Annotated in this window: 24 protein-coding genes and 1 riboswitch; of the genes, 20 read left to right on the top strand and 4 right to left on the bottom strand. The window is 28.4% G+C overall.

Features of this window, described 5'->3' with window-relative positions:
• The first annotated feature begins 16 nt into the window (after nucleotides 1–16).
• The 7 genes from IC218_RS09010 (at nucleotide 17) to IC218_RS08980 (ending at nucleotide 5,800) form a co-directional block, all read left to right on the top strand.
• The gene (locus IC218_RS09010) at nucleotides 17–310 is read left to right on the top strand and encodes a hypothetical protein (protein WP_227824234.1); all 294 of its coding nucleotides are present in this window, start codon (nucleotides 17–19) and stop codon (nucleotides 308–310) included.
• The gene (locus tag IC218_RS09005) at nucleotides 310–492 is read left to right on the top strand and encodes a hypothetical protein (protein ID WP_227824233.1); all 183 of its coding nucleotides are present in this window, start codon (nucleotides 310–312) and stop codon (nucleotides 490–492) included. Before IC218_RS09010 ends, IC218_RS09005 begins: the two co-directional genes overlap by 1 nt.
• A 135-nt stretch (nucleotides 493–627) precedes the next feature.
• Nucleotides 628–2,403: a glycine rich domain-containing protein gene (locus IC218_RS09000; RefSeq protein WP_227824232.1), complete on the top strand. Its 1,776-nt coding sequence runs from the start codon at nucleotides 628–630 to the stop codon at nucleotides 2,401–2,403.
• A 104-nt stretch (nucleotides 2,404–2,507) separates the two neighbouring features.
• Complete coding sequence (locus tag IC218_RS08995) at nucleotides 2,508–2,795, top strand: hypothetical protein (protein WP_143476988.1); 288 nt, start codon at nucleotides 2,508–2,510, stop codon at nucleotides 2,793–2,795.
• A 3-nt stretch (nucleotides 2,796–2,798) separates the two neighbouring features.
• Entirely contained in the window at nucleotides 2,799–3,056 is a 258-nt protein-coding gene (locus IC218_RS08990; RefSeq protein ID WP_076639254.1) for a phage holin family protein, read from the top strand.
• Nucleotides 3,056–3,913 carry an N-acetylmuramoyl-L-alanine amidase gene (locus IC218_RS08985; protein WP_227824231.1) on the top strand — a complete coding sequence of 286 codons (858 nt, stop codon included), beginning with the start codon at nucleotides 3,056–3,058 and terminating at the stop codon, nucleotides 3,911–3,913. The genes IC218_RS08990 and IC218_RS08985 overlap by 1 nt, the downstream gene beginning before the upstream one ends.
• A 270-nt stretch (nucleotides 3,914–4,183) precedes the next feature.
• The gene (locus tag IC218_RS08980) at nucleotides 4,184–5,800 is read left to right on the top strand and encodes a DUF6765 family protein (RefSeq protein WP_227824230.1); all 1,617 of its coding nucleotides are present in this window, start codon (nucleotides 4,184–4,186) and stop codon (nucleotides 5,798–5,800) included.
• A gap of 589 nt (nucleotides 5,801–6,389) precedes the next feature.
• Here the strand turns inward: IC218_RS08980 and IC218_RS08975 are convergent.
• Nucleotides 6,390–6,593, bottom strand: coding sequence for a hypothetical protein (locus IC218_RS08975; RefSeq protein ID WP_227483802.1), 204 nt, complete (start codon nucleotides 6,591–6,593; stop codon nucleotides 6,390–6,392).
• Between the two features lie 82 nt (nucleotides 6,594–6,675).
• On the bottom strand, nucleotides 6,676–6,852 hold the full coding sequence (locus tag IC218_RS08970) for a hypothetical protein (RefSeq protein ID WP_227483801.1): 177 nt from the start codon (nucleotides 6,850–6,852) through the stop codon (nucleotides 6,676–6,678).
• A 35-nt stretch (nucleotides 6,853–6,887) separates the two neighbouring features.
• A riboswitch (cyclic di-GMP riboswitch) is annotated at nucleotides 6,888–6,984 on the bottom strand.
• 220 nt (nucleotides 6,985–7,204) lie between these two features.
• Here IC218_RS08970 and IC218_RS08965 point away from each other — a divergent pair.
• From IC218_RS08965 to IC218_RS08955, 3 genes are all read left to right on the top strand, one after another.
• A complete protein-coding gene (locus tag IC218_RS08965) occupies nucleotides 7,205–7,594 on the top strand; it encodes a BlaI/MecI/CopY family transcriptional regulator (RefSeq protein ID WP_227483800.1) in 390 nt (129 codons plus the stop codon).
• Between the two features lie 32 nt (nucleotides 7,595–7,626).
• Nucleotides 7,627–8,010 (top strand): BlaI/MecI/CopY family transcriptional regulator, encoded by a 384-nt coding sequence (locus IC218_RS08960; protein ID WP_227483799.1) that lies wholly within the window; start codon nucleotides 7,627–7,629, stop codon nucleotides 8,008–8,010.
• Between the two features lie 374 nt (nucleotides 8,011–8,384).
• The gene (locus IC218_RS08955) at nucleotides 8,385–9,596 is read left to right on the top strand and encodes a dicarboxylate/amino acid:cation symporter (RefSeq protein ID WP_227483798.1); all 1,212 of its coding nucleotides are present in this window, start codon (nucleotides 8,385–8,387) and stop codon (nucleotides 9,594–9,596) included.
• Between the two features lie 119 nt (nucleotides 9,597–9,715).
• Here the strand turns inward: IC218_RS08955 and IC218_RS08950 are convergent, their stop codons facing one another.
• Entirely contained in the window at nucleotides 9,716–10,792 is a 1,077-nt protein-coding gene (locus tag IC218_RS08950) for a pyridoxal phosphate-dependent aminotransferase (RefSeq protein WP_227824229.1), read from the bottom strand.
• Between the two features lie 228 nt (nucleotides 10,793–11,020).
• Here IC218_RS08950 and hpt point away from each other — a divergent pair, with 228 nt between their 5' ends.
• From hpt to IC218_RS08925, 5 genes are all read left to right on the top strand, one after another.
• Nucleotides 11,021–11,548 (top strand): hypoxanthine phosphoribosyltransferase, encoded by a 528-nt coding sequence (gene hpt, locus IC218_RS08945; protein WP_227432377.1) that lies wholly within the window; start codon nucleotides 11,021–11,023, stop codon nucleotides 11,546–11,548.
• A gap of 88 nt (nucleotides 11,549–11,636) precedes the next feature.
• Nucleotides 11,637–12,569: a phosphatase PAP2 family protein gene (locus IC218_RS08940; RefSeq protein WP_227432378.1), complete on the top strand. Its 933-nt coding sequence runs from the start codon at nucleotides 11,637–11,639 to the stop codon at nucleotides 12,567–12,569.
• A gap of 70 nt (nucleotides 12,570–12,639) precedes the next feature.
• Nucleotides 12,640–13,866, top strand: a complete 1,227-nt coding sequence (locus IC218_RS08935) for an NAD(P)/FAD-dependent oxidoreductase (protein ID WP_227483795.1) — start codon at nucleotides 12,640–12,642, stop codon at nucleotides 13,864–13,866.
• Between the two features lie 83 nt (nucleotides 13,867–13,949).
• A complete protein-coding gene (locus tag IC218_RS08930) occupies nucleotides 13,950–14,171 on the top strand; it encodes an alpha/beta-type small acid-soluble spore protein (RefSeq protein WP_227432380.1) in 222 nt (73 codons plus the stop codon).
• Nucleotides 14,172–14,360: 189 nt separating this feature from the next.
• Nucleotides 14,361–14,531: a hypothetical protein gene (locus IC218_RS08925; RefSeq protein WP_003416012.1), complete on the top strand. Its 171-nt coding sequence runs from the start codon at nucleotides 14,361–14,363 to the stop codon at nucleotides 14,529–14,531.
• Nucleotides 14,532–14,628: 97 nt separating this feature from the next.
• Here IC218_RS08925 and IC218_RS08920 read toward each other — a convergent pair whose 3' ends face one another.
• Entirely contained in the window at nucleotides 14,629–15,090 is a 462-nt protein-coding gene (locus IC218_RS08920) for a hypothetical protein (RefSeq protein WP_227432381.1), read from the bottom strand.
• A gap of 191 nt (nucleotides 15,091–15,281) precedes the next feature.
• Here IC218_RS08920 and IC218_RS08915 point away from each other — a divergent pair, with 191 nt between their 5' ends.
• From IC218_RS08915 to nifJ, 5 genes are all read left to right on the top strand, one after another.
• Nucleotides 15,282–15,743 carry a hypothetical protein gene (locus IC218_RS08915; RefSeq protein ID WP_227483794.1) on the top strand — a complete coding sequence of 154 codons (462 nt, stop codon included), beginning with the start codon at nucleotides 15,282–15,284 and terminating at the stop codon, nucleotides 15,741–15,743.
• A 42-nt stretch (nucleotides 15,744–15,785) separates the two neighbouring features.
• Entirely contained in the window at nucleotides 15,786–17,549 is a 1,764-nt protein-coding gene (locus tag IC218_RS08910) for a GAF domain-containing SpoIIE family protein phosphatase (RefSeq protein WP_227432383.1), read from the top strand.
• Nucleotides 17,550–17,556: 7 nt separating this feature from the next.
• Nucleotides 17,557–18,165: a flavodoxin family protein gene (locus tag IC218_RS08905; RefSeq protein WP_227824228.1), complete on the top strand. Its 609-nt coding sequence runs from the start codon at nucleotides 17,557–17,559 to the stop codon at nucleotides 18,163–18,165.
• A gap of 72 nt (nucleotides 18,166–18,237) precedes the next feature.
• Nucleotides 18,238–18,807: a phosphate propanoyltransferase gene (gene pduL, locus IC218_RS08900; RefSeq protein ID WP_227432385.1), complete on the top strand. Its 570-nt coding sequence runs from the start codon at nucleotides 18,238–18,240 to the stop codon at nucleotides 18,805–18,807.
• 514 nt (nucleotides 18,808–19,321) lie between these two features.
• Nucleotides 19,322–22,861 (top strand): pyruvate:ferredoxin (flavodoxin) oxidoreductase, encoded by a 3,540-nt coding sequence (gene nifJ, locus IC218_RS08895; protein WP_227432386.1) that lies wholly within the window; start codon nucleotides 19,322–19,324, stop codon nucleotides 22,859–22,861.
• The last annotated feature ends 77 nt before the right edge of the window (nucleotides 22,862–22,938 follow it).

Genomic DNA, 22,938 nt, shown 5'->3' with positions numbered 1-22,938 from the left:
AAAATGAGGTGATAAAATGAATAGAGCAAATAGAATAATCTATGACCAAACCGGGAAAATACTGTTGCAGACAGGAGAAGCAACTGGAGATGTATTACCACATGATACAATAACTGAATTACATGGTATTGATATTCCATATGGAAGTATAGATTATACAAGAAATAGAATTACAGGCATAAATATAGAAACTAAACAACCTATTATAGAAGAAATACCAACATATGTGAGTGAAGAACAAAAGAGAATACAAGAGTTAGAAAATCAAATATTGATTGCAGAAAATGAGAAAGTAGGAGGAATTTTATAATGAATATAAATAATGTTGTAGTAAGAATATTAGCAGAGAGAATATTAAATAAAGGGCTAAACCCTTTAAAAGACAGACCTTTTAAATTGGATGATGTTACTAACACAGAGTACAGAAAGGCTGTAGAAGATTATATAATTATAGAAAGTGGAGTATTAGAAGGAACAGAACCTACAAAATAGGTAATGTTCTTTTTTTATTCCTAAAAATATATAAATTCATTTACATTTTGCCTACACTTCATCTACACTTTGCAGACGTTTATGGTTTTAAAATTAGGTACAATAAAACCATAAATTAAGAAAGAGGTGGATTAAATGGCTACAGTTTATGAATTTAATTATACAGGAAGTGAACAACGTGTTACATTAAAACCCGGCAAGTATAAATTAGAATGTTGGGGGGCTTGTGGTGGTAGATATAAAGCTGATGATTTTACTACTTGTGCAAAAGGTGGTTATGCAAAAGGTGAAATTATATTAAAAGAGAAAACTAATTTTCGTATTTGTGTTGGTCAGTCAGGTTATGAAAAAGTTCTATCTACTTCTTCTTTTACTAGAACTGGTTATAATGGCGGTGGTGCTGGTGGATATTCTAGTTTTGCTCCTTACAAATGGTCATTTGATGGTGGTGGTTCAACTGATATAAGACTTTCTAGTGGTAATTCTTCTTGGGATGATTTAGAAGGTTTGCTTTCACGTATACTTATAGCAGGTGGTGGCGGTGGTGCTAGTGAATCTTCTGTTAGTAAACTTGGTCATGGTGGCGGTTTAAATGGTGATAACGGAATTGGTTATCAAGGTAATTTCGCAGGTGGTGGCACACAATATCAAGGCGGTATTAATAATAGTTCAGATTTTGATGGTTTATTTGGTAAAGGTGGTAGTTATAATAAACATATAGGTGGTGGTGGTGGATGGTTTGGTGGTGCAGGTTGTGTTACAACTCAAAGTGCTGCTGGTGGTGGAAGCGGTTATGCACTAACTAAAGATAGCTATAAGCCACCTGGTTATATATCAACCTCAGAATATTGGTTAGAAAATGTGGTCATGACAGCTGGAGGAAATACTACAAGAGCAGATGGTTACGCTAAGATAACATTACTTCAAGCATTACCACTTTTAACAGTATCATCTTATAACTATACACAAGCAACATTCAAAGCAGACCACACAGACCCTGCACTACTAACTAAGATAGAAATATTTATAGATGATATATTAAAAGAAACAATCACAACCGATTTAACAACAGAAAAAACAATAAACTATGAACTTACAGACAATGCACTACACACACTTAAAATAGTTGTTACAGACAGCGCTAATTCTACAGCTGAAAAAGTTGTAAGTATTAGTAAGAATATAATGCCATTAGGTGATGATGCGAGTCTACAAGATATAGCAAGTAAAATTAGTGAAATGAAAGAAGGTTTAAAAAGTGGAAAAAGAAGTATTGTAAATGTATTAGCATTAAAAGATATAGATGCAAGTTTGAACAATACATTTGTTGAATTATCTGAAAAGGTAAAAGATTATTTTGATGGTGCAGATTATTTTTTCCAAGAGGCCAACAAAGGGAAAGAATTAATTGCAACTACCATTGGTTTACCTGCAACAAAAGAAAATACTTATCAAGAATTATCAAGTTATATAACTGGATTTAAAAATACTATAGGTACATTGACTACTCAACTTGAAAGTGCTAGTAATAAACTGTCAGACCCTTATATTGCAAAAGTGAATAGCAAAGGTACTCCAAATACTTTTACAGTTGATTTTCGAATGTATCATCCATCATCATCATTTACTCGCAGAAGCACTTGTATCTATGTTGATGTTACTTTTATTCACTATACTACACCAGGAGATATGAGCACAGGTGTTCATAAAAGTGTTAAGTATGTTAAAACTGATACTAAAGATTTGAATAGTTATAGAATATTTTATGATGGTGATGGAACTCTTAGCTTAACTTATGAAAATGATTCTGTGAGAGTTGTTATACAAGGAGGTTATACAAATTCACCTGGCAGAAAGAAGTCTGATGTTTATTCTTATAATGTTCGTATGGTAAATACTTATTGGGATTAATGAAGATATTAAAACAAGTATAGGTGTTTGTATACAAATAGAATTAAATAAAAAGAGCTTAGACAATTCTAAGTTCTTTTTTGTGTAAGAAATAAGGAGGGTATATGGAAGAAATAAGCATAAATCTATTATGTGCAGTAGCAGGAGTGATAATATCCTACTTAGCATTTAGAAATAGTTCAAACAAAAAAATACAAGATGAAACAGAAACAACGACTAAGTTAGAACAACAAATAAATTTTTTATGCGAGAATGTAAGAGATATAAAACATGATATAACTAAGTTTAATGCTAGTTTTCTAGATATAAGCGAAAGAGTTGTAAAAGTAGAAGCAAGTACAAAACAAGCACATCTTAGGATTGATGAACTTGTAAAAAAAATAGGAGGATAAGAGATGGATAATTTAATAAGTTTTATACCAGAGCAGTTGTTAATTTTAGTTGCTGCTCTTTATGTTATAGGAGCAGGATGTAAGAAATATAAACAACTAGATAATAAATATATTCCAGTAGTGTTATTGATACTTGGGATAGGTTTTTCAGTATGGATGCTGGGATTAAATGCTGATGCAGTCTTACAAGGTGTAATTTGTTGGGGTATATCAATAGGTATAAATCAAACTTACAAACAGCTAAAGGATGGTGAAAAGTAATGAAAATATGTATAACAGTAGGACACAGTATTTTAAAAAGTGGTGCATGTACTTCTGCTGATGGAGTGGTTAACGAGTATAAATATAATAAATCTCTTGCACCAGTATTAGCAGATACATTCAGAAAAGAAGGTCATAAGGTGGACGTAATAATATGCCCCGAAAAGCAGTTTAAAACTAAGAGTGAGGAAAAGTCTTACAAAATACCTAGAATTAATAGTGGAGGATATGACTTACTTATAGAGTTGCATTTAAATTCAAGTGGCGTAGGAGCTTTTGGAACAGAGGTATTTTACTATAGTGAAAAAGGGAAGGAATATGCACAAAGAGTAGTAGATAAACTATCTAAACCTTTCATAAGAAAAAAAGGAGATAAAGAAGTAGGTAACAGAGGTGCTAAATTAGATAAAAGTTTATATATTTTAAATAGTTCCAAACCTACAGCAATATTAATAGAAAGTTTCTTTTGTGATAATAAAGAAGATTATGAGAAGGCTAAGAAACTTGGATATGAAGGTATGGCCAAATTAATTGTAGAAGGCGTATTGAATAAAACTATAAATAATGTAGAGGTGGGCAAAATGTATAAACACACAATAGTGTACAGTGGTGATGATAAGGTATCAGCAGACATCTTAGGACTATATTACAAGAGGTCAAAAGAAAGTTATTTAGTAGTAGACATAAAAGACTATAAGCCGCATCAAACACAAAATTTGCATGTAATTGGTGGAGTAACTTGCAATAAGATGAAAGAAATGAGTAAGACCACAGGAGAAAAGTTTACTCAGATATATGCTGATGATGTATGGTCTACAATGGATAAGGCTAGAGAATTTGTAAAAGAAAAATTATAAGTTTTAAAGTTTTATTTAAACAAGTATATAGATAAGAAAAATTTATATCAAAGTTTTTCTTATCTATTTTTTCTTATAAATATATTTATTAAATTTATAAAAACATATATTTCTAGAAAAAAATATGTTTTTTGACTATTTATGCGTTTTTGATGACTAGTTAGACAGCAAGTGTTGAATATTTTGAATATTTAATTTATTATTTTAATAAATAATTATATATAAGTACATATATAATTATTTATTAAAATAAAATTAAGAGGTGATTTTATGAATTTAGATTTTCACTATTATGGTACATATCTTGCAGCTAAAATAGCTGGTTATAATGATTCTGATGCAAATACAATAGCTTATGCTGCTCAATATGTGGATGAATCAACTAAGAGTATGATTCTTGAAGATGTAAATTTTACACTACCTACAGTACAGACAACTTTAGAATTTGAAAAATATTATGCAGATTTTACTTCATGGGGCTATAAATGGAATCTTGATAGTTTGAATGAAATAAGAAAAGTATGGATACCATTTCATTTTTTACCTGGAAATTTGAACAACCAATATGAATATAATGGAGTTAAAGAAAGCACAGGACTTACAACAAACTGGAAATTTAAAGATGGAGATGAGAGAAGATTTAGATTAATGTGTTTACCAAATAGTGAAACTGTTTCTTCTATTATAAATGACCTTATCTATTTTCATAGTACTGAAGAATATAAATTACAATTTATTGGAATGAGAATGCATGTACTTGCAGATACATGGGCACACATGTATTTTATTGGAAGACCTGAATGGTATATTAATGATGTTAAAGAATTTATAGCAGAAGAAAGTAAATACATAGAAGAAACTAAATGGACTAAAGCAGAAGAATATCGTAATGGTAGCTGGCATGCTATTAATGTTTTTGGTACTCCTGAGGTTGGTGGATATGAAGGAATTGCATATCTTGGACATGGAAGAATGGGTCATATACCAGACTATGGATATCTTAATTACAGATATGTTCCAAATTGGAGTTGTACTGATGATAAAGTGAAGATACAAAAAAATAATCAAGATAATTTCTTTAAAGCATTTTGTCAAATGGTATATGCACTAAAGTGTATTAAGAATGGTACTGATTTTAGCCTAAATCAATATGAGAGTTTAACAGAAAATCAGAAAACAGAAGTTATAAAAGTAATAACAACTAGAAAAGATGACCAGTCAGATGCATGGGAAAAAGCAATAAAAGCTTTAGGATATAGTTCTTTAGATAAATTTGATAAAAACAAATGGAAAAATGAATTTGAAAAATCTTCTAATAAACAAAAAACAAACTATTATTATTTTAATCTAGTAGCCAAGAAACATATAGATTATGTAAATAATTTCTTAGAAGAAAATAAATTAAAATTAGATGAAATGTGTAGTGAATATTGTGAATTCAAGACTTTTGATGATAGCCAATTTGCTAAAAATAGAAATAGAGTAACAAAAATTATACTTAGAGGAGCTTTTATAGTTGATGCTATACAGTTTGTGTATGATGGAAAATATAAAACTCAACTACATGGAGAACCTTTTGGAGGTAGCATAGTATCTATGGATTTAGATGCAGATGATTACATAATTAAAATAAGTGGTTCTATAGGATGGTTTACTGGTTTACCTATACCAGCTAGAACAATAGGTAAAATAACTTTTTTAACTAAAAAAGGAAAAACTATAACAGCAGGAGAAGAAAGAGCATTTAAGAAATATGGAAACTTTACTCTGGAACCAGAATCTGGTAAACAAATATTTGCCCTTCAGGGCTCATACTCAGTATATAAATTTAGTTCAGAGTATAGCAAGAGATATTTAGACTGTTTAGGGATTGCTTGTATGAAATAATTATATGAGCGAATGTTTAAAAGACATATTAGAAATTTTTATCTAATAGATAGATTAAAGGGTAACAACTATTGTTCAGTTGCTACCTTTTAAAGCGTAGGTATATAGGAAAATAGGTATAGCAATTTTCCAAATATCAATGATAGTATAAAGCCCGAAAGAAATATACCTAATATATACCATAAAAAAGTATTTAGATTCTTTTTCATAAATAACCACCAACTCATATTATATTTAATCTTCTTAATTAAAGTATATCAATAATAAGTACAAAGGGTATATAAAATATTACAAATATTAACAGGATACATAAAACTATAGCATAACCTGTAATAATAAAACGAACGAAAATTATCATACTAAAACATAAGACATTTTATAATTGTATTAGATATATACATTAACATACACCAAAGCACTCTTTTTATAGGAGTGCTTATTTTTTTTGAAATACATTAAGGTATAAAACTGTCAAGAACATTACTCAATACACCTTAAAATTGATTTAAATAGTTCTTTTTAACAACCTAAATTATGTGATATAATAAAAAAATAGAAGTGTACTACGAATACACTTCTATAGTTGCAATTAAGCATTCTCATGGACGGGAGTGCTTTTTTTATTTTTCCAAATAATTTTGTTTTTTTCATCTGTAATTATTAAATCAATCTCATTTTCTTCTAATATTTCTTTTGCAGTACAAATAAGATTATCTAAATCAAAACTTCTTGTAACTTCTAGTTGCTTATTATTTATAATTCTCTTTAGTATGGAAATTTTAAAAGCACACATATTATAATCCTTTCTTTTAGCAACAGTTTATTTTAAATTGTAGATAAAACTAAAAAGGGTTATTCTAGAAAACAAATTCCATTTAATTATACCTACTTATCAATATCATCACTTGATGTAGGCAAGATTCTACCACATTTTCTCCGTACTTTAGTATAAAATCATTTAACTGTGTATCTATAAAATCACAATAATCATACGAATCACCTATATAAGCGGTTAATATGTGTGTACACATATCCATTTTTCCCATATACATTGTTCACCTCCCTAAAAACAAAAAGAATATATCTTTTTGGCAACTGGCTGACATAACTTATAATTAATTTTATAAGTTTTAGTCCCTATAGCTTTACGTCACTAAATTTCTCTAGTTTTGCTGATTTAGTTTTATTCTACAATTACAATGATACATTAGAATTAATTATTATTCAACATACCTGTCAGAAAATTAAAAATTTTAATAGTTATCTTAATAATATGAAAATTATTTCGCCTTAAAGAACAAAACAAATGGGTTGAATATATGGTAAATTTTACCTGTAGTTTTTGTATAAAAAAGCTCCTATTATTAATTTAAGCTAGATTGAATTTGAGGAAGTGACATAAAAATGGAGCAACAAGAGGTAATAGACAAACTACGTAGAGGAGAATTGATATTGATGGAATATGTGTGGAGGAAAAAGTCTATTCTATCTAAAAAAGAAATAATATTAGCAATGCAGGAGAGGTATAAATGGAGGAAAAGCACTACAGAAATTTTACTTAAAAGATTAGTAAAGATGAAAGTATTAAATAAGAAAAGAACAGGTTTTAAATTAAATTATAAGGTACTAGTAACTAAAAAAGAATATTTAAGTGCTAGAAAAGAAGAAAGAAATACAAGTAGAGATAATAACTTTTTTATAAGAATATTTACAACGATACATAAAATAAATAATGTTATAGAAGAAAAATTAAAAAGATTTATAAAAAATATGCAAAATATAGTAAAAAGATAATTTTATGTTTATATAGAAAGAAGGGAAATATTATGTTGAATAAAAAATTACCAGATGCAGAATTGAAACTCATGAAATTTATTTGGAATTCTGGTTATAAAACTGTAATATCAAAAGATGTTGCAGATGAGACAGAAAAAACGTATGGCTGGAAACATACAACTACAATTACACTTTTATCAAGATTAACTAAAAAAGGTTTTTTAATATCTCAGCGAATTGGAAAACATGTACACTATACAGTATTAGTAAAAGAAAAAGAATATCTAAAATTGGAAGGTAAAAGAATTTTTGGAGGTTTACATAACAATCCTCTATCAGAACTGATTTCAAAATTACATGATGGAGAAGAAATAACAGAAGACAAAATAACAGAAATAGGGGACTGGATAAAAAGTTGGAAGGATGAAGATTAATAGATACAAAAAGGTAGCATCTATATAAATAGTTGCTACCTTTTTTATTGCTGTGGATAGTTGTGTTGATAAGTTGTGGAAAACTTATATAAAAATTGTGGATAAAATATTTTACTGACATCTAACTGACAAAAGTTAAAAAAATAAATAGTCTGAACATTAAAAAATATTGAAAAATAGCCATATATAAAAAATAAAATAAATAAAAGTAACACTTTATAAGTGTTATTCTTTTTATTATTAACAAAAAATGGTTAAAATGTTGACGGAGAGATAAAACTCTATTATCATAAGAAGTGGGGGGATTCAATGATTGACAAAGTATTCAATGTACAAGAATACTTAATCTAAAAAAATTTATGGAGGGAAAAATTATGAGTAAGAAAAAGATAGGTTTAGTGCCTAAACTAATCATCGGTATCATAGTCGGTATTTTAATCGGAAGTTATGCACCAGAAATAATAGTTCAAATATTAGTAACAGTTAGTACTTTATTCTCAGCATTCTTAAAGTTTGTCATACCATTTATAATTATAGGATTTGTAACAGCAGGAATAGCTGATTTAGCAACAGGAGCAGGAAAGTTATTAGGAATAACTACAGGAATAGCATATGGTTCTACTTTAATTGCAGGAGTATTGTCATTTGCAGTATCTATGTTAATATTTCCAAATTTTATTGATGCAAGTGTAGCAAGTCAAATTGGAGACCCAGAAGCAGGAATGTTAGCACCAATATTTACAATTCCACTAGAGCCTATGGTAGATGTAACAGCAGCAATAGTGTTTGCATTTGTAATGGGACTTGGAATATCAGCTTTAAGAAATCATGGAAAAGGAGAAGTTCTATTTAATTTCTTCCAAGAATTCCAAGAAATAGTAACGAAAACGTTGTCAACAGTAATTATACCTTTATTACCATTATATATAGCAGGAACTTTTGCAAATATAACTATAGCAGGACAAGTATGGACAATATTAGGAGTATTCTGGAAAGTTTATTTAGTGGTAATACCATTACACTTTGTATACATGGCATGTCAATTTACAGCAGCAGGAGCATTCTCAGGGAAGAATCCAATCAAAATGTTAAAAAATCAAATACCTGGATATTTAACAGCTATAGGTACTCAATCTTCAGCAGCAACTATACCAGTTAACGTTGGTTGTGCAGAAAACAATGGTGTAAGTAAACAAATAAGAGAATTCGTTGTACCTCTTTGTGCAACAATACATCTATCAGGTAGTATGATATCTATAACTGGATTTACAACAGCAGTTTTAATGATGAATGGTATGCCTCATGGAATCAATGTATTATTCCCTTACATTGCAATGTTGGGGATAGCAATGGTTGCAGCACCAGGAGCACCAGGAGGAGCTATAATGAGTGCACTTCCTTTCTTACCAATGGTTGGAATACCATCAGATGGTGGTCTTGCGAGCTTAATGATAGCTTTATACTTAACTCAAGATAGTTTTGGTACAGCATGTAATGTATCAGGAGATAATGCAATAGCAGTAGTTGTCGATAAAATAAATGATGGAATGAGTAAAAAAGGAAATAAAGAAAAGCAAAGTGCTTAATTTCTTAATAAATAAAAATGAGTTATCTCAAAAAGAGATAGCTCATTTTTTTATAATTATAAGTCTTTCGTAATTATATATTTTTGTATTCTTTATGCTAATCTGTATCTAGTATTTTTCTATTTAAAAACTGTTTTAAGAGATGATATTAATAATTTATTTTCATCAGGCTTTAATATACATACTCTAAAAAAGTATTCATCTAAACCTTCAAATGAATAACAATCTCTTATTATTATCTTTTGAGGAATTAGTTTCTCACGAAGAGCTTTAGCAGTAAATTCCTTTGTTTTAATTTTACATAATATAAAATTACCTTGAGTATCATATACATCTAGGCTGTCTATGCTTTTAAGCTCCCCAAGTAAGTAATTTCTTTCAGTATTCATTAAGGAAATAGTACTAGAGATAAAGTTTGAATCTCTAAACATTATTTCTCCCATCTTAGAGGCTATTATGTTGATATTCCATAAATCTAAGTTGTTATTTATTTTATTCTTAACAGCATTATCAGATATAAGTCCATATCCAAGTCTTATGCCTGGTGTTGAAAAAAATTTTGATGTTCCTCTTATAACAAATAAATTAGAATAATCATCGACTAATTGAGTAGAAGAGTATATATTTGTATCAGTAAACTCTACATAAGTTTCATCAATCATTAAAAATTTATTTGTGTTTTTTAATATTTCTTTTATTTCTATTTTGTTAAATGCAAATCCAGTTGGATTGTTAGGATTGCAGATTACAACTAAATCATAGTCTTTAGAATTAATAGTATTTATAAGATTTTCTAATTTTATATGAAAATTATCTTCTTCATTAGCAAAATATTTATCTATAGAACAATTAATTTTAGATAGTTCTTTTTCATACTCTGAATAAGCAGGAGAAAGTAAAAGAGCTTGTTTAGGGTTAATTGTATGTATAAAAGATGAAATTAATTCTGTAGCTCCACTACCAAGTACTATATTATCTATAGAACACTTACAGTAGTTAGATATAGAAGTTTTTAAGTCTATGTAATCAGGGTCAGGATACATAGATACTATATCTATATTGTTTACAATGTATTGTTTGGCTAAAACTGATGTACCAAAAGGGTTTATATTAGAACTAAAATCCATAAATTCTTCTTTTGAAAAGCCATACTTACTAGATAAACTATATAAATTAGCTCCATGATTTGTGCTCATAAAAGTACCTCCAAAAATAAAATTATATAATTAATAAAAATAACCGATTAATATATTTACATATAGATTATAATACAAAGGAATATTTATTCCAAATTTTTAAGAGAAAAAGCAAAAAAGTATGGATAAGCTGTTAATTTAGGTTTAAAAATGATGAAAAAGATTTTAATTGATATTTCAGTATGCTATAATATATAGGTTAATAGATGGAAAGCGGGAGGACTCAAGATGTACAAAGTTACAGGAAAAATGTTGACAGAAGAACAGATAAAAGCAAAAGTTTATGAATTAGGTAAAAAAATAGAAGAAGATTTTAAAGGTGAAGATTTACTAGTAGTAGGTATACTTAAAGGAGCTAGTGTATTTGTTTCAGATTTAATAAGATGTATAGATTTAGATGTAAATATAGATTTTATGAGTGTTACAAGTTATGGAAATTCAACAGAATCTTCTGGTACAGTTAAAATATTAAAAGATTTAGATGTAGATATTGAAGGAAAGAATGTGTTAATTGTAGAGGATATAATAGATTCTGGTTTAACATTAAGTAATCTAGTTGCAGCTTTAAAAACTAGAAATCCAAAATCTCTAAAATTATGCACTCTACTTGATAAGCCTCAAAGAAGAAAAGCTAATATACCTGTAGACTATGTTGGATTTGTTATAGAAGATAAATTCATTGTTGGTTATGGAATAGATTATGCTGAAAAATACAGAAATTTACCTTATATAGGTATAGTTGAGGATGTAGAATAGACTTAAATGTGAATTAAAAGCACTAATCTCTGTAGGAGTTAGTGCTTTTTAATTAAGTATATAAAATTTTAGTAAAGGAGACATCGGTATGGATATTCAATTGAGTATATTATTATTTTTCCAGAGTTTAAGAAATCCAATTTTAAATTTTATATTTCTTGTATTTACAGTAAGTACAGAAGCACCATTATTGATATTAATTACAGCAGTTATATATTGGTGTATAAATAAAAAATGTGGACAAAAAATGTTGTTCGCGATAGTTGGAAATTTTATTGTGAACCTAGGTATTAAAGAATTTGTAAAAGCTCCTAGACCAATAGGTATAAAAGGTCTTGAATCACTGAGAGTTTCTACCGCTGGAGGATACTCTTTTCCAAGTGCACATACTCAAACTGCAACTACATTTTGGGTTAGTATTATGACTATATTTAAAAGAAACTATATACGTTTGTTGGGTGCAGTGATGGTTTTAGGAGTAGGATTATCTCGACTATATTTGGCTGTTCATTGGCCTATAGATGTAATTGCTGGTTGGATACTTGGCATATTTTTTACCATTGTATTTGTAAAAGTATTTGACTATATCGATGATAATAAAAAATATATTTTTCTTGTAGCATTACTCATCCCATTTATATTAATAGCAATATTTCTAAAAAGCCCTGAATATTTTGAAAAATTTGGTATTCTAGTAGGATTTATATTTGGGTATATAGTTGAAGATAAGTTTGTTAAATTTACTACAGAAAATAATAATAAAAAGATTAATTTTAGTAATAAAAATAAAAAGAGCAAAAACATAGTATTTTCGAGAATATGTAGGTTTTTGATTGGAATAGTCACAATAGGAATTTTATATGTTGCTATTAAAGTGTTGATTTCAATATTAATAACGACTTTAAATATAAGTGACTCTAGTATGAGTATAATTTTCATGAATTTTATTAAGTATACATTGGTTGTTTTTTATGGAATAGCAGGAGCTCCTGCATTATTTAAAATTTTGAAATTAAATTAATTTAATTTGTACTATTGTATAGAGACTAATTTAATTTTAAGAAAATTTAAGGGTAGAAAAGAGTGATTATTTGAAGAAAATAGTAGTAATAGGCGGTGGACCAGCAGGGATGATAGCAGCCTCAACTGCATCTGAAAGAGGGTTTGATGTAACTTTAATTGAAAAAAATCATAAGTTAGGCAAGAAGCTTGCAATAACAGGAAAAGGTAGATGCAATATAACTAATGATTGTGATATAGAAGAATTAATAGAAAATGTTCCTACAAATGGTAAATTCTTATATAGTGCTTTTTACACTTTTACAAATGATGATGTAATAAGTATGTTTAATAATCTTGGAGTAAAAACTAAAACAGAAAGAGGAAAAAGAGTTTTTCCAGAAAGCGATAAAGCGTTTGATGTTGTAAAAGCTCTTGAAAAACAAGTAAGAAGCAAAAAAGTAAATATATTATTAAACTCTAAGGTAGAAAAAATAATATCTAAAAATAATAAAATTGAAAAAGTAGTTCTAAGCAATAAAAAAGAAATCAAGTGTGATTCTGTCATAATAGCAACGGGTGGATTAAGTTATCCACTTACTGGTTCTACTGGTGATGGATATAAATTTGCTATTTCGCAGGGTCATACTATTGTAGATACAAAACCATCTTTGATTGGTATGGAAGTTCAAGAAGGTTTTGTAAAAGATTTAGAAAAATTATCATTAAGAAATGTTGAGATAAGTGTGTTTAATAGTAAAAAAAAGAAAGTGTATAATGATTTTGGAGAACTTGAATTTACTAAATTTGGTTTAGATGGACCTATAATAAAGTCTGCAAGCTGTAGGATGAAAGATACAACTAAAGAAAATTATACTATACTGTTGGATTTAAAACCTGCATTAGATGAAGAAAAATTAGATAAAAGAGTTCAAAAAGATTTTCAAAAATATACAAATAAAAAATTTGAAAAAGCATTGGATGACTTGCTTCCTAAAAAACTTATACCTATAATAATAAATTTAAGTGAGATTTCTCCAGATACAGTTGTTCATCAAGTTTCTAGAGAACAAAGAAAAAATTTAGTTCATTTACTAAAAAATTTGAAATTTACAGTAAAAAGATATAGACCTATTGACGAAGCCATAATAACTTCTGGTGGAGTAAAAGTGAATGAGATAAACTCAAGTACAATGGAATCAAAATTGATAGAAGGTTTATTTTTTGCTGGTGAAGTAATAGATATAGATGCGTACACAGGAGGATTTAATTTGCAAATAGCTTTTTCGACTGGATATTTGGCAGGTTTTAATTGCTAAAAATTACCTGAATTAAAAATGTTTAAAATCACATAATATTATCAGCAACACAAAATAAATTAAACAGAAGGAAGGTAATCAACATGGCAAGTAACAATAACAACAACAAAACAGTAGTACCAGGAGCAAAAGAAGCTTTAAACCAAATGAAATTAGAAATAGCTAATGAACTTGGTATGAGTAATTATCAACAAGTTGATAAAGGAAACCTTACTGCAAGAGAAAATGGTTATGTAGGTGGATACATGACTAAAAAATTAGTTGAAATGGCTGAACAACAAATGGCTGGAAAAAACAACAGATAGTTAATAAATAATTATTTATAACTATTAGGCTATTGTTATAGCTAGAGCTATCTCAAATATAGAAAGTAATTTCTAAATTGAGATAGCTTTTTTTTATTAAGTTTTATATGTCGATATTTTTATGTAATAAATTTTAGAAATCTGGATAAAATAGTACAAATGAATATATTACATAAGGAGTGATGTAAAATGAGTAGTGTAAACTTTGAAGATTTAAAAAATAAATTTATTAATAGTGATTTAGATGAAAAAATAAGAATATATACGACAACAGAAGGATTATCAGTAGAACAGTTTAAAGAACTATTAAAATATTATCCAATACAACACTTATCTAAATTAGAAAAAGCTCTTGGATAATATCATATAGAAATAAAAATTAAAAAGGCAATTTGTTTAATATAAAAAAATAGATTTTATATTAAATAAATTGCCTTTTTATAATAAATTTATTTTATTATGCTTTTGATATATAATTATATATTCTTTCATTTCCAAGTTCAATAGACCCAGTATTGATAAGTGTAATAATACCTTCTATATCCTTAGGAGTCAGGTACTTGTATGGAATTGATAGATTATAACCAGTATCATGTAATAAATTTTTCAATTGAATTATTTGAGTGATATTAAAACTTTTTATAGACTTAGTAGATTTTTTTCTTGAATTAGACAAATTTTCATTTTGTATTTTTATTAAAGTTTCAATATAGTCTATATAAGATAACTTAAATTCATATTCACTTATTATTTTTTCATCAAGTATACTATTTATAAAATCTTGAGATAATATATTATCTGCAAATTTATCTGCTGTTAATTTTCCAGATATAATACCTTTTTGGTATTTTCTAAGAATTTTTTTTGTATAGCAGTATATTTTATTTCTTGTTTCTAAATCGAGTTGTTCTATTTGCACAAAAACACTTCCTTTTAATTGTAAGAATATTTATTTTGAAAAATTTATACTTAGTCTATAAAGTTTTAATAATTTATTTACAATAAATACTAAATTATAAAATATTTGTTATTTTTTATTATTACCAAGTATAAAAAATATTATAATTGTAAAACTTACAAATATATGTAAAATATTTAGGAGTGATGAAAATGTTAAATGGGATAATAAAACTTTTTTATTCTGAAATTGTAAAAACAAAGATTAATAACTTAGATTCAAGTGGATATTCATTAAGGGATGAATGTAAAGAAATCAGAAATATAACTTTAAAGATAGACAGTGTGTTTTTTAAACTTTTAAAGTTAGTTTTTGGTTCAATACTGCTTATTGTAGCATTTAATCTAAATTGGATATTAGGTATAGGAGTATTTCTAGTTGGAGTGGTATACATTCTTTATAAGAGAAATATGGAAGAACAAGTGAAGGAACATATAAACAATGTAAAAAATAATATCGACATCTCTAAGATAACTTTTATGGATGAAAAGGGAAGAACAGGTCTAAATGCATTGATTACATTACTTCTTATAGGAATATTGACAGGATTTAACTGGATATTAGTTCTTAGTTTTGTCGTTGTTTTTGTTTTTACTATAAAGAATGTATGTTAAAATACTAATAAATAGTTTAATATATAGGGGGAGAAATTGAGTATGACTAATGGCAATTATAAAATGAAGAATTTAGTGGAAATATCTGCTATGGTGACTGAATCTACAGATTTTTTTAATATAAAAGATAAAATAATAGAAAAAATGTTAGAGGTTGTTCACCCTACAAAGGCATGTGTAAATCTATTTTATAAAAATGATTCTAAATATGCCTATTTAGTATGTTCACAAACTTTAGAATATGTACCTCAAATTTTTCCAATCAATAGTCTTAAAGGTGCAAAAATTGATTTTGACACATATCCAGAATATATCCATGAAGCTGTAAATGAGAAAAAGATAATATATGTAAAAAATGTATTTGAAGATTCTAGAGCAGAAGGGGAACGAGATTTAGCAAAATCTGAAGGTTACATTGGTAGAATAGTTTTTCCTTTTATCATAAATAATGAAGTAGTTGGATTTATGACTTGCTTTTTGACAGAAGAAGATTTTCTAACAGAACAAGATATAGACTTTATATCTTCTGTTGCATCTCTCTTAAGTTTATCAATAGAAATAACTAATAAAAATAATAATGTACAAATTTTGGTTGATAAATTAAGAGGTTCAATAAGTGCTATAAATGAAGCTACTAAAAAATTATATCTCAATAAAAGTATAGATGGATTTTTAGAAAACTTAAGTAAACAGGCGTGTAATATCACTAATAGTAAAGAAGCTTTGATAATTATAACAGGTCATGATAATAAAGATAAGATATTTAGCTGTTATAATACAGAGCATAAGAAGAAAACAAATTTATATCCTATGTTAGACAAGTTTGTAAATAAAGAATCCTTAGGAGGATATTTAAATAATTTAAAACCATGTTCACAAAAAGGGATAAACTTGGAAAGTTATATATATTACAAACTCCAAGATAAAAATGAGACTATAGGATGCATTGTTTGTGCAAACAGCAAAAACTACACTAGTGATGATTTAAATATTCTTAGTATATTATCTAAACAGGTTTTGGTTGGTATGCAGTTATATGAGCACAATGAAAAAGAAGTAAAGCACAAGGTTCTTGAGAATGAGTTAAATGTATTAAATAAACAGCAACAACTTATTATGGACAAAGGTAAAATGGATTGTAATGATGAAAAAGAACTTTATTTTTATCATAAACCAGCAAGAGTAGTAGGTGGAGATTTTTACTATGCTACAAAGGTAGATTCTGAACACATAGTTTATATTGTTGCTGATGTAATGGGTCATGGAATGGTTTCGAATTATGTTGTTGCAATGATAAAAGGTGCTTTTAAAGTGTTATGTAATCAGTATAAGACACCACAAGAAATAATGACAAATTTAAATAGTATGTTATATGATGAATTTGACAAGATGGGAGTATTTACAACTTGTTTGATTGGACTTATAGATATTAAAGAAAATATGATTACAGTATCTAATGCAGGACACTATAGCCCTGTAGTTGTAAAAAAAGATGGAACAATAGAAACTAACTTAAATTGTAAAAAGGGAATACCTATTGGGGTAATGGAAGATGCAACATATGAAAACAATACTCTTTCAATGGAAGACTATGCAATGGTATGTATGTATACTGATGGAATTTTAGAAATAAAAAATAAATCAAAAGAAGAATATGGTATAGATAGATTAGAAAACTTTTTAAAAGAAAATTTTAGATTAAATCACCAGTTGATAGTAGAAAATTTAAAATTAGATTTAAGAAACTTTTCATCAAAAGATAATTATGATGATGATATTTTAATCGTTATGTTAAAGGATAGGTAGATTGATTATGGATTTAAATAATAAAATAGAACTTGAAAGTCCAGAAATTATAATAATAAATGGAAGTCCGAGAAATAATAGAAACTGTAGTTTTATAGCAAATGAAATAAAACTTAAATTAGAAGAGAGTGGACTTAGTAGTAAAATATTCAATATATATGATATGTATATTGAATATTGTACAGCATGTGGGTTTTGTAATAAGACAGGGTATTGCAAATTTAATGATGATATGAAACCTCTATATAAAATGTTTGATAAATCAAAAGGAACTATAGTAATAAGTCCTGTACATTTTGATTCAATATCAGCTAAAGTAAAAACTGTTGTTGATAGAACTCAAGCTATCTATGCGAGTAAGTATATATTAAATAAGCCTTCAATTGATAGGAATAAAAAGCGTATAGGTATGTACGTTGCAGTAGGAGGTAGTAAACCTTATGATTCACAATTTAAAGGTGGGCAAATAGTTATGGACTTTTTCTTTAAGAGTATAAATACTAAACTTTTACACAATATATATTTAAACAATACAGATAATATACCCTACAGAGATAATCAAGAGTTTAAAGACACTCTGTCGAAGAGTCTAAAAGTTTATATTGATTCAATATAATTTGATTTTGTAAGTAATATTATGTATAATTGTATTGCAATAATTTAAAAATAATTAAAGGAGGGAATTTCAATGAAATTACCAATAGCATTATCTAATAAACATGTTCATTTGAGTCAAGCTGATATAGACGTATTATTTGGAGCAGGTCATGAATTAACTAAATTTAAACCATTATCTCAACCAGGACAATTTGCCTGTGAAGAAAAAGTTGATTTAGTCGGTCCAAAGGGGACTCTAAAAGGAGTTAGAGTTTTAGGACCAGCTAGACCTCAAACTCAAGTTGAGATTTCTTTAGCAGATGGATTCCCATTAGGAGTAAAAGCTCCAATAAAAGAATCTGGTGATATAGCTGGAACTCCTGGTGTTAAATTAGTAGGACCAGCTGGAGAAGTTGAAATGAAAGAAGGAGTTATAGTTGCTTCTAGACATATACATATGAGCAATGAAGATGCTGCTAAATTTGGTGTAACTGATAAACAAATAGTAAAAGTTAAAACATCTGGACCAAGAGCATTAGTATTTGAAAATGTATTAGTAAGAGCTAGTGATAGCTTTAATTTAGAAATGCATGTTGACATGGAAGAAGGAAATGCAGCAGGTGTTAAAAATGGAGATTTAGTAGAATTAATAGTTGATTAGTTTTATGTATGAAATTTATGCTAGTGAATATTTTATTTACTAGCATATTTTTTAATGTAATAAATTTCTATATTATAAATTTAATCTAATAGATTAATTTATAATATAAAGGGGTATTATGAAAACTATAATAAAAACTTACAAAAATATGATATAATATGGTAAAATTAGATATATAAAATTTATATATGATAAAGAAGGCTCTTTTACTCCTAATACCAATATATGCAAATAGATAAAAAAGTTTGAAAAATCTAACTTAATTTATTATATATTGTATACAAAATTATGAAAAAAACTTAACATATTTAATTTAAAAAAAAATCTACTTAAATATGTAATTAATTTACAATTTTCAAAGGAATTTTATCCAATCTGTAGTATTATATTAGAAGATAGAGTATTTGCGCGACTATGTGTGTTTATATTTTTGTTGTGTAAATTATATGTAAATATAAAAAAATAGACTTGTTATAAACAAGTACAATTGTAGCTATCAAGGAGGATACATATTATGGCTAAGTTTATGAAAACACTTGATGGGAATACAGCTGCAGCTCACGTTGCCTATGCATTTACAGATGTAGCAGCTATATACCCAATCACACCATCTTCAACTATGGCTGAAGTAGTTGATGAATGGGCGTCACAAGGAAGAAAAAATATATTTGGACAAAAAGTTAATGTTGTTGAAATGCAATCAGAAGCAGGAGCAGCAGGAGCATTCCACGGTTCTTTACAAGGTGGAGCTTTAACTTCTACTTTTACAGCATCTCAAGGTTTATTATTAATGATACCTAACATGTATAAAGTTGCAGGGGAGTTATTACCAGGAGTATTCCATGTAAGTGCTCGTGCTTTAGCATCTCAAGCTTTATCAATATTTGGGGATCATCAAGACGTTATGGCTGCTAGACAAACTGGATGTGTATTATTAGCTTCTGGTTCAGTTCAAGAAGTAGCTGATATAGCGCCTGTTGCACATTTAGCTGCAATAGAAGGTAAATTACCATTTATACATTTCTTTGATGGATTCAGAACTTCACATGAAATCCAAAAAGTGGAATTATTAGAAAATGAAGATTATGCAAGTTTATTAAACTTTGAAGCAGTTCAAGCATTTAGAGATAATGCTTTATCTCCAAATCACCCAGTTACTCGTGGTACTGCTCAAAACCCAGATATATATTTCCAAACTAGAGAAGCTTCTAACAAATACTATCAAAATATAGTAGGTATAGTTGAAAAATACATGGAAAAAATGAGCGATTTAACAGGTAGAAAACATAGTTTATTTGATTACTATGGAGCAGAAGATGCTAAATCTATATTAATTGCTATGGGTTCTGTAACAGAAACAATAGAAGAAACTATAGATTACTTAAATGCTAAGGGAGAAAAATATGGTTTAGTTAAAGTTCATTTATATAGACCATTCTCAATGAAACATTTCTTAGATGCTGTGCCATCTACTGTTGAAAGAATATGTGTACTTGATAGAACTAAAGAGCCAGGTTCAACTGGTGAACCATTATACTTAGATGTACGTGATGTATTCTATGGAAAAGAAAATGCTCCTATGATAATAGGTGGAAGATACGGATTAGGTTCAAAAGACACTACTCCTTCAGATATAAAAACTGTTTTTGATAACTTAGTTTCAGAACAACCTAAGAATGGATTTACAGTAGGTATAGTTGATGATGTAACTAATACTTCTTTAGCTCCATCTGAATCAATTAAAATAGCTTCTAAAGGAACTATAAGATGTAAGTTCTGGGGATTAGGTTCTGACGGTACTGTTGGAGCTAACAAACAAGCTATAAAAATAATCGGTGACCACACTGAAAAATATGCTCAAGCTTACTTTGATTATGACTCTAAAAAATCTGGTGGTATAACTATGTCTCACTTAAGATTTGGTGATACTCCAATAAGAGCTACTTATTTAATAGATGAGGCTGACTATATTGCCTGTCATAAACAATCATATGTTTATCAATATGATTTATTAAAAGGTCTTAAAAAAGGTGGTACATTTGTACTTAACACTATATGGGACCAAGCAGGAATTGAAGAAAACTTACCAGCTCATATGAAACAATATATAGCTAAAAATGATATAAAATTCTATACAGTTAATGCTGTTAAACTAGGACAAGAAATAGGTCTTGGAAATAGAATAAACATGATAATGCAATCTGCATTCTTTAAATTAGCTGAAATAATACCAGAAGAAGATGCTGTTAAATACTTAAAAGATTCTATAGTTAAAGCTTATGGTAAAAAAGGTGAAAAGATAGTTAACATGAACTATGCTGCTGTTGATGCAGGAATAAATGCTTTAGTTAAAGTTGAAGTTCCAGCTTCTTGGGCAAATGCTGTTGATGCAGATAAAGAAGAAGTTAAAGAACCAGAATTTATAAGAAATATATTAAGACCAATGACTGCACAAGAAGGTAATAACTTACCAGTAAGTACATTCAATGGTATAGAAGATGGAACATTCCCTTGTGGTACTTCAGCTTATGAAAAACGTGGTATAGCTGTTGATGTTCCTGAGTGGGTAATGGATAACTGTATCCAATGTAACCAATGTTCTTTTATATGCCCTCATGCATGTATAAGACCAGTTTTAGTTACAGAAGAAGAATTAGCTAATGCTCCAAAAGGATTTGAAGCTAAAAAAGCATTAGGTAAAGGATTAGAAGGATTAAAATATAGAATCCAAGTTAGTCCACTAGATTGTACAGGATGTGGAAACTGTGCTGACATATGTCCAGCTAAAGAAAAAGCTTTAGTTATGAAACCAATAGATACTCAACTTGATACAGAGTTAGATAACTGGGCATTTGCAGTAAATCCTGAAGAGGTAGCTCCAAAAGTTGATGTTATGCCTGCAAACACTGTTAAAGGAAGTCAATTTAGACAACCATTAATGGAATTCTCAGGAGCATGTGCTGGATGTGGAGAAACTGCATACATCAAGTTAGTTACACAATTATATGGAGATAGAATGATGATATCTAATGCTACTGGATGTTCTTCTATATGGGGAGCTTCTGCACCTTCAACTCCTTATACTTGTAACCATGAAGGCAAAGGTCCATCTTGGGCAAACTCTTTATTTGAAGACAATGCTGAATACGGATTTGGTATGTACACAGCTGTTAAACAAATAAGAGGAAAAATAGTAGATGCTATGACAGAATTAGTTTCTATGGATATCTGTGAAGATGCTAAAGCAGTATTTACAGAATGGTTAGATTCTAGAAATGATGGAGAAGCATCTAAAGTAGCAAGTGCTAAAGTTGTTGAATTATTAGAAAAACCAGCTTGTGATTGCACAGATGAAAAAGCTAAAGAATTAGTAAAAGCTATAAGAGATAGAAAAGATTATCTAGTTAAGAGATCTCAATGGATACTAGGTGGAGACGGTTGGGCATATGACATCGGTTACGGTGGATTAGACCATGTTCTTGCATCTGGCGAAAATGTAAATGTACTTGTATTTGATACAGAAGTATATTCAAATACAGGAGGTCAAGCTTCTAAAGCTACTCCAGCTGCTGCTATGGCTAAATTTGCTGCAGCAGGTAAACAATCTAGAAAGAAAGACCTAGGTATGATGGCTATGACTTACGGAAACGTATATGTAGCTCAAGTTGCTATGGGTGCTGATAAAAACCAATTTATCAAAGCTGTTCTAGAAGCTGAAAAACATGATGGACCATCTTTAATAATAGCTTACGCTCCATGTATAAACCATGGATTAAAAGAAGGTATGGGAAGAACTGTAGCTAACGAAGCACAAGCTGTTGCTTGCGGATACTGGCATTTATACAGATTCAATCCAGAAGTAAAAGCTGAAGGTAAAAACCCATTCACTTTAGATTCTAAGGAACCAACTGCAAGCTTCAGAGATTTCATACTTGCACAAGTAAGATACTCTGCTATAGCTAAACAATTCCCAGAAGAAGCTGATGGATTATTTGCAAAAGCTGAAGCTGATGCTAAAGAAAGATACGAAGGATATAAAAAATTAGCTGAATAATAATTAAAATATTATAATGCTTATTTAAGATATGATTTGATAATAATTAGGGATACTATTAAAAAATAGTATCCCTT

This window comes from Clostridioides sp. ES-S-0005-03, assembly GCF_020658455.1.
Taxonomy (GTDB): Bacteria; Bacillota; Clostridia; order Peptostreptococcales; family Peptostreptococcaceae; genus Clostridioides.
This window is presented reverse-complemented; position numbering and strand designations above follow the sequence as displayed.

What these genes read in the sequence shown, in the direction of transcription:
- pduL (WP_227432385.1), top strand. Translation starts at nt 18,238, where the DNA reads ATGAAATTACCAATAGCATTATCTAATAAACATGTTCATTTGAGTCAA.
- IC218_RS08980 (WP_227824230.1), top strand. Translation starts at nt 4,184, where the DNA reads ATGAATTTAGATTTTCACTATTATGGTACATATCTTGCAGCTAAAATA.
- IC218_RS08960 (WP_227483799.1), top strand. Translation starts at nt 7,627, where the DNA reads ATGTTGAATAAAAAATTACCAGATGCAGAATTGAAACTCATGAAATTT.
- IC218_RS08965 (WP_227483800.1), top strand. Translation starts at nt 7,205, where the DNA reads ATGGAGCAACAAGAGGTAATAGACAAACTACGTAGAGGAGAATTGATA.
- IC218_RS08975 (WP_227483802.1), bottom strand. Translation starts at nt 6,593, where the DNA reads ATGTGTGCTTTTAAAATTTCCATACTAAAGAGAATTATAAATAATAAG.
- IC218_RS08940 (WP_227432378.1), top strand. Translation starts at nt 11,637, where the DNA reads ATGGATATTCAATTGAGTATATTATTATTTTTCCAGAGTTTAAGAAAT.
- IC218_RS09005 (WP_227824233.1), top strand. Translation starts at nt 310, where the DNA reads ATGAATATAAATAATGTTGTAGTAAGAATATTAGCAGAGAGAATATTA.
- IC218_RS08930 (WP_227432380.1), top strand. Translation starts at nt 13,950, where the DNA reads ATGGCAAGTAACAATAACAACAACAAAACAGTAGTACCAGGAGCAAAA.
- hpt (WP_227432377.1), top strand. Translation starts at nt 11,021, where the DNA reads ATGTACAAAGTTACAGGAAAAATGTTGACAGAAGAACAGATAAAAGCA.
- IC218_RS08910 (WP_227432383.1), top strand. Translation starts at nt 15,786, where the DNA reads ATGACTAATGGCAATTATAAAATGAAGAATTTAGTGGAAATATCTGCT.
- IC218_RS09000 (WP_227824232.1), top strand. Translation starts at nt 628, where the DNA reads ATGGCTACAGTTTATGAATTTAATTATACAGGAAGTGAACAACGTGTT.
- IC218_RS08905 (WP_227824228.1), top strand. Translation starts at nt 17,557, where the DNA reads ATGGATTTAAATAATAAAATAGAACTTGAAAGTCCAGAAATTATAATA.
- IC218_RS08995 (WP_143476988.1), top strand. Translation starts at nt 2,508, where the DNA reads ATGGAAGAAATAAGCATAAATCTATTATGTGCAGTAGCAGGAGTGATA.
- IC218_RS08950 (WP_227824229.1), bottom strand. Translation starts at nt 10,792, where the DNA reads ATGAGCACAAATCATGGAGCTAATTTATATAGTTTATCTAGTAAGTAT.
- IC218_RS08925 (WP_003416012.1), top strand. Translation starts at nt 14,361, where the DNA reads ATGAGTAGTGTAAACTTTGAAGATTTAAAAAATAAATTTATTAATAGT.
- IC218_RS08985 (WP_227824231.1), top strand. Translation starts at nt 3,056, where the DNA reads ATGAAAATATGTATAACAGTAGGACACAGTATTTTAAAAAGTGGTGCA.
- IC218_RS08955 (WP_227483798.1), top strand. Translation starts at nt 8,385, where the DNA reads ATGAGTAAGAAAAAGATAGGTTTAGTGCCTAAACTAATCATCGGTATC.
- IC218_RS08990 (WP_076639254.1), top strand. Translation starts at nt 2,799, where the DNA reads ATGGATAATTTAATAAGTTTTATACCAGAGCAGTTGTTAATTTTAGTT.
- IC218_RS08915 (WP_227483794.1), top strand. Translation starts at nt 15,282, where the DNA reads ATGTTAAATGGGATAATAAAACTTTTTTATTCTGAAATTGTAAAAACA.
- IC218_RS08970 (WP_227483801.1), bottom strand. Translation starts at nt 6,852, where the DNA reads ATGTATATGGGAAAAATGGATATGTGTACACACATATTAACCGCTTAT.
- nifJ (WP_227432386.1), top strand. Translation starts at nt 19,322, where the DNA reads ATGGCTAAGTTTATGAAAACACTTGATGGGAATACAGCTGCAGCTCAC.
- IC218_RS09010 (WP_227824234.1), top strand. Translation starts at nt 17, where the DNA reads ATGAATAGAGCAAATAGAATAATCTATGACCAAACCGGGAAAATACTG.